The organism is Streptomyces sp. NPDC001732 (genome assembly GCF_053596315.1).
The window spans coordinates 1-5,882 of the sequence record NZ_JBSFFY010000143.1 but is presented as its reverse complement, the minus strand read 5'-3'; the positions used below and the strand labels follow the sequence as shown (position 1 = coordinate 5,882).

Sequence of the window (5,882 nt, the reverse complement as noted above, 5' to 3'; positions counted from 1 at the left end):
GGGCGGAACGCTCATGCGGACTTCGCCTTCCGAGAAGTGCGACGAGGGAGGGAGCGTTCCTGCGGAGGACTGCCATGAGGCGGATGGCTGAAAAGGGTCCGGTCCTCGGGTGTTCACGGCGCGGTGGGCAGGCGCCGGAAACGGACCGGAAGGGGGTGAATCGCCGGTGACGTGGGAATGTCGCCGGGTTGGCAGGGAACCTACGGCCGGTTGCGCCGTTCGGTCAAGAGCTGAATCCGTCGGAATTCGGCGTGTCGGTGTCGGATATGACCTGTCCCGGCTCCTCGACCCAGCCGAGCGAGACGCTGATCCGGCGCGCCGCCTCCCGCACCTGGCCGCCCAGTTCCTGGTAGCGCCAGGCCGGCAGGCCGAGCTTGAGGCCGGTGATCGAGACGGCCCCGGCACACACCGAACGGTCGTCGAAGACCGGCGCGCCGATGCAGATGATTCCCTCGGCGTCCTCCTCGTCGTCCAGGGCGTAGCCGACCCGGGCGATGTCGCGCAGGTGCGAGAGAAAGGTCGCCGGGTCGGTGATCGTGCGGGGGGTGCGCCGGGGCAGCCCGAACCGCTCGACGACCGCGGCCGCCTCGCTCTGCGGCACGGCCGACAGCAGCGCCTTGCCCAGGCCGGTGCAGTGCGGCAGCTCGCGCTGGCCCATCCGCAGGTCGAGCCGGACGCGCTGGTCGAGCTCGACCTGGTCGACCACGACCGCGTGGCCGTCCTCGGGCACGGCGAGCCGGGAGGCCATGCCGGTGGTGCGGGTGAGTTCGGTCAGCACGGGGTGGGCCACCCCGCGCAGCGAGACCTGGGCACGGGCCCGGTCGCCGAGCCTGGCCAGGCTCATGCCGAGCCGGTAGCGGCGGTTCATGCCCTCGCCGTCGTCCGAGACGAGGCCGTAGGCGCGCAGGGTCTGGAGCATGCCGAAGGCGGCGCTCTTGGAGATGGAGCAGGCCTGGCCGACCTCCGTGACGCTCAGGCCGTTCCCCTGGGAGGGGGCGGCGAGCGCCTCGAGGATGTCCGCTGCCCTGGCCACGCTCTTGACCCAGTACTTCGGTTCTTCTGGGGCAGCACTGTTCGTCATGGCAGAACAGCCTAGTGCCTCCCGGGCGGGCGTACGGCGGTTTGCCTGTGAAGAAAGCGCGGAAACGGTCCTTCCGGTGGCTCCTGAGGGGTTGACCACCCCTGGTGCCGCACGTAATATCCAGGCACTGTTCTGCTCTACAGAACAGCGTTCGAAAAAGCGAAACGCACCACCCCGAACACCACGGATCACCTCTTCCTGCGGCGACTGCCGGGCGGATGGCGCCAGGGACTCACGGGCCGGGCAGGGCCTGCGAAAACCGACGACTCTCGACGCAAGGAGCAAGCGATATGAGTTCAGGCCCGGTAGCCAACGGATCCGGAGCCCGACTCGCCGAGCGCGCCCGCCTGGTCGTACCCGGCGGAGTGAACAGCGGCCAGCGCAGCGTTCCCGGACTGACCGACCTGGTCGTCACCGGGACCGACGGCGCCCGGTTCCGCACCGCCGACGGACGCGAGTACACCGACTTCCACTCGGCCTTCGGCCCGCCGCTGCTCGGACACAACGACCCCGACGTGGCCCGCGCCACCGCCGAGGCCGGTGCCACCCTCGGGCACATGGGCGTCGGCGTCACCGAGGGCGAGGTCCTTCTCGCCGAGCAACTCGCCGAGCTGATCCCGTCGATCGAGAAGGTGCTGCTCACCAGCACCGGCAGCGAGGCCACGTTCCACGCGCTGCGCGTCTCGCGCGCCGCCACCGGCCGCCGCCTGGTCGTCAAGTTCCAGGGCTGCTACCACGGCTGGCACGACGCGGTCAGCCTCAACGTCATCTCCGCACCCGAGAAGGTCGGCGGCCACGACCCGATCTCCACCGGCATCCTGCCCGAGGTCCTCGAAGCCACCCTCGTCCTGCCGTTCAACGACAGCGAGGCCGTCCGCCGCGCCTTCGCCGAGCACGGCTCCGACATCGCCGCCGTCATCGTCGAACCCGTCCCGCACAACGTCGGAGCGCTCCTGCCGTACCAGGAGTTCCTCACCACGCTGCGCGAGGAGACCACGAAGGCCGGCAGCGTCCTGATCTTCGACGAGGTCATCACCGGCTTCCGGCACGACATCGGCGGCTGGCAGAAGATCTCCGGCGTCACCCCTGACCTCACCACCCTCGGCAAGGCCATCGCCAACGGCGCCCCCGTCGGCGCGATCGGCGGCCGCGCCGACCTGATGGACCTCTTCTCCACCCGCCCCGGTGCCCCCGCCTTCTTCGCCGGCACGTACAACGGCCACCCGTCCGTCGTCGCCGCGGCCCTCGCCACCCTGCGCAAGCTGCGCGAGGAACCCGTCCACGAGCACGTCTTCCGGCTCGGCGAACGCGCCCGCACCGAGCTGACCGCACTGTACGAGCGCCTCGGCGTCCCCGCCGTCGTCACCGGCTACGGCTCCGTCTTCGTCAGCTACTTCATGCCGGGCGAGGCCCCCCGCACCTACGCGGACCTGCTGAACAACGACGCCTCGCTGTTCGTCGGCTACCGCCGCAAGCTCCTGGAGCACGGCCTGTTCGAGCTGCCGCTCAACCTCAAGCGCAGCCACATCAGCTACGCCCACACCGACGCCGACGTGGACCGCCTCGTCGAGGGCACCGAGGCCGCGGTCAGGGCCGTGCTCGCCGACGGCGGCGCCCGCGACCTGGAGAACACCTCCACCATGGGCGGAGCGACCCGCTGATGCTCACCGTCAACCGCACCCGCCCCGCAGGCCCCGCGGGCCGCATCACCCGGGTCGAGACCCTGATGCTCGGCACCTCCTGGCGCGACTTCGGCTATGTCCGGGTCCACACCGACGAGGGCCTGTCCGGCATCGGCGAGATCACCCACCCCTACCGGGTCGGTGAGGTCTGCGAGCTCACCGAGGCGATCGCCCGCCGTCACCTCATCGGCGCCGACCCCTTCGACATCGAGGAGCTCTGGCTCCGCGTCTACCAGGGCGACTTCCTGCGCGGCGGCGACATGGGCGGCGTCGCCCTGTCCGGCCTCGACCAGGCGATGTACGACCTGATGGGCAAGGCGCTCGGCGTCCCCGCCTACCGGCTGACCGGCGGCGCCTGCCGGGACGACGTACGCGTGTACGCCAACGGCTGGTACACCGGCGAACGCGAGCCGGAGACCTTCGCCGCCAAGGCCCGCGAGACCGTCGCCAAGGGCTTCACCGCCCTCAAGTTCGACCCCTTCGGACCCGGCCTGCACGAGCTGGAGCGCCCCGAACTGCGCCGCTCCGTCGATCTCGTGGCCGCCGTCCGCGAGGCCGTCGGGCCGGACGTGGACCTCTTCATCGAGGGGCACGCCCGGTTCGCCATGCCGACCGCGGCCCGGCTGGTGCGGGAGCTGGAACCGTTCGACATCGGCTGGTTCGAGGAGCCGATGCCCTGGACCCACATCGAGCGCTACGCGGAGCTGCGCCAGCGCGCCGCGTTCCCGATCTCCGGCGGCGAGCACTTCCACAACCGCTACGAGTACAAGCAGCTCTTCGCCACGAACGCGGTCGACATCATCCAGCCCGACCTCTCCATGGCCGGCGGCTTCACCGAGGTCAGGAAGCTCGCCGCGATCGCCGACACCCACGGCATGCTGGTGGCCCCGCACAACTCCAACTCGCCGCTCTGCACCACCGTCTCGGTGCACGCGACGCTCGGCATCCCCAACTTCAAGATCCTGGAGACCTTCGACGGCCTCCTGGAGGACTACGTCTTCGACGCCCTCAAGGGCACCCTGCCGATCACCGACGGCCGCATCGGCCTGCCGACCGCCCCGGGGCTCGGCGTCGAACTCGTCGACGAGGTCTTCGAGGAACACCCGCCCAGCCACCGCTTCTGGAACATGTTCGCGGACGGCTGGGAGAAGCGGAACCGGACATGATCGTCGACGTCCACTCCCATCTCTTCCGGCACAGCCACGACTTCACCGAACCCTTCGAGTCGGACTCCGCCCGCGCCCACGCCGGCGAGGTCGACCTCACGGTGAAGTGGGAGGAGTACGCCGCCACCGCCCCCGAGGGCACCCGCACGATCGTCGTCGGGGGCAAGGCGCGGCGCAGCGGCCTCTGGGTCGACGACACCGCCGTCGCCTCGTACGCCGCGGCCCACCCCGACCGGCTCATCGGCTACCTCTCGCTCGACCCCACCCAGCCCGGCTGGCAGGACGAACTCCGTTACGGCCATCAGGAACTGGGCCTGCGCGGCATCAAGCTGATGCCGATGTACGCGGGCTTCGACCCGGCCGCAGAGGAGTACGACGAGCTGTACGGCTACGCCGAACGGCACGGTCTCCCGCTCCTGGTGCACACCGGCACGACCTTCGTGTCGAGCGCGCCCCTGGAGTGGGCGATGCCCCGCCACCTGGACGCGGTGGCCATCCGCCACCCCGAACTGCGGATGGTCCTCGCCCACCTCGGCCACCCCTTCGAGGGCGAGTGCATCGCGGTCATCCGCAAGCACCCGCACGTGTACGCGGACATCAGCGCCCTGCACTACCGGCCCTTCCAGCTCTGGCACAGCCTCCGGCTGGTCCAGGACTACGGGGTCTTCGACAAGCTGATGTTCGGCAGCGACTACCCGTTCACGACGGTCGACGACTCGGTGAAGGGGCTGCGGGAGATCGCCCGCATCCCCGGCATCCCCGGGCTGCCGCCGCTCGACGCGGACAAGGTGGAGGAGATCATCCACCGGCCGTCGCTGGATCTGCTGGGCCTGGACGGCTGACCGGCCGTCCCCCCCCGAACCTGTCGGCACGGCGCCCGGGGCAGTCCTCCTGCTCCCGGGCCCGGCCGACAGCCGGGCCGCCGCGTGATCCCAAGTGTCCCCGCGCGGCGGCCCGGACCTCTCCGGCGACCGAACCGGAGCCTCCCCTCCCCGTACCTCTCCGCCTGGAGGAACCCCGCCATGACCGCAGCCCTCCCGCCGCGCGGAACCGAGCGCTTCGACCTGACCGGCCGCACCGCGGTGGTGACCGGGGCCGCCCGGGGCCTCGGCCGGTCCTTCGCCGTCGGCCTCGCGGAGGCGGGCGCCGACCTGGTCCTCGTCGACCTGCCGGGCGCCGAGGGCATCGACGGGACGGCGGCGGCCGTGGAGGCGCTCGGCCGGCGGTGCCGCACCTACGGACAGGACCTCGCGGACATCGACGCGCTGGCGGACTTCGCCGACACCGTGCGCGCCGAGGCCGGACCGCTGCACATCCTGGTCAACAACGCGGGCACGGCCGCGCTGGAACGCTTCAACGAGATCACCCCCGCCAGCTGGTCGCACATCATGCGGGTCAACGTCGACGCCGTCTTCTTCCTCAGCCGACGCGTCGCCGAGCACATGACGGCGGACCGGATCGCGGGCCGCATCATCACCATCACCTCGAAGAACGCCCTGGTGGCGGAGGCCGGACTGGCCCACTACAACGCCTCCAAGGCAGCCGCCCAGCTCCTCACCGAGACCCTGGCGATCGAACTCGCCCCGCACGGCATCACCGCCAACACCCTCGCCCCCGGCATGGTCGAGACCCCCATCGACGGCGAATTCCCCTTCGACCGGGAAGCCTTCGAGTCCGCCTACCGCGAGCGCATCCCGCTCGGCAGGTACGCCCGGCCCGACGAGTGCGTGGGCGCCCTGCTGCTGCTCGCCTCGGACGCCGGGGCGTACCTCACCGGGGCGCGCATCGTCGTCGACGGGGGAGTGCTGGCCGACCAGATGCCGCGCATGCGTTTCATGCCGCCGTACCGCAACACGATCTGACCGCGACCGACCGGCAGTCGGTCCCCACCGAGCACGCATCGACAACGCGAGGAGCGCCTCCGTCATGTCCGTCAATGCCTCGTCCCCAGAT

5 protein-coding genes are annotated in these 5,882 nt (G+C 70.9%); 4 read left to right on the top strand and 1 reads right to left on the bottom strand.

Annotated elements, in window-relative coordinates:
- Positions 1-223: 223 nt before the first annotated feature.
- Positions 224-1,081 carry an IclR family transcriptional regulator gene (locus ACWCXX_RS40425; protein ID WP_451136202.1) on the bottom strand — a complete coding sequence of 286 codons (858 nt, stop codon included), beginning with the start codon at positions 1,079-1,081 and terminating at the stop codon, positions 224-226.
- 290 nt (positions 1,082-1,371) lie between these two features.
- Between ACWCXX_RS40425 and ACWCXX_RS40420 the strand changes: the two genes are divergently transcribed.
- From ACWCXX_RS40420 to ACWCXX_RS40405, 4 genes are all read left to right on the top strand, one after another.
- Positions 1,372-2,742 (top strand): aspartate aminotransferase family protein, encoded by a 1,371-nt coding sequence (locus ACWCXX_RS40420; RefSeq protein WP_451136200.1) that lies wholly within the window; start codon positions 1,372-1,374, stop codon positions 2,740-2,742.
- The gene (locus tag ACWCXX_RS40415) at positions 2,742-3,929 is read left to right on the top strand and encodes a mandelate racemase/muconate lactonizing enzyme family protein (RefSeq protein WP_451136198.1); all 1,188 of its coding nucleotides are present in this window, start codon (positions 2,742-2,744) and stop codon (positions 3,927-3,929) included. Before ACWCXX_RS40420 ends, ACWCXX_RS40415 begins: the two co-directional genes overlap by 1 nt.
- On the top strand, positions 3,926-4,771 hold the full coding sequence (locus tag ACWCXX_RS40410) for an amidohydrolase family protein (RefSeq protein ID WP_451136196.1): 846 nt from the start codon (positions 3,926-3,928) through the stop codon (positions 4,769-4,771). Before ACWCXX_RS40415 ends, ACWCXX_RS40410 begins: the two co-directional genes overlap by 4 nt.
- A gap of 180 nt (positions 4,772-4,951) precedes the next feature.
- A complete protein-coding gene (locus ACWCXX_RS40405; protein WP_451136194.1) occupies positions 4,952-5,791 on the top strand; it encodes an SDR family NAD(P)-dependent oxidoreductase in 840 nt (279 codons plus the stop codon).
- The last annotated feature ends 91 nt before the right edge of the window (positions 5,792-5,882 follow it).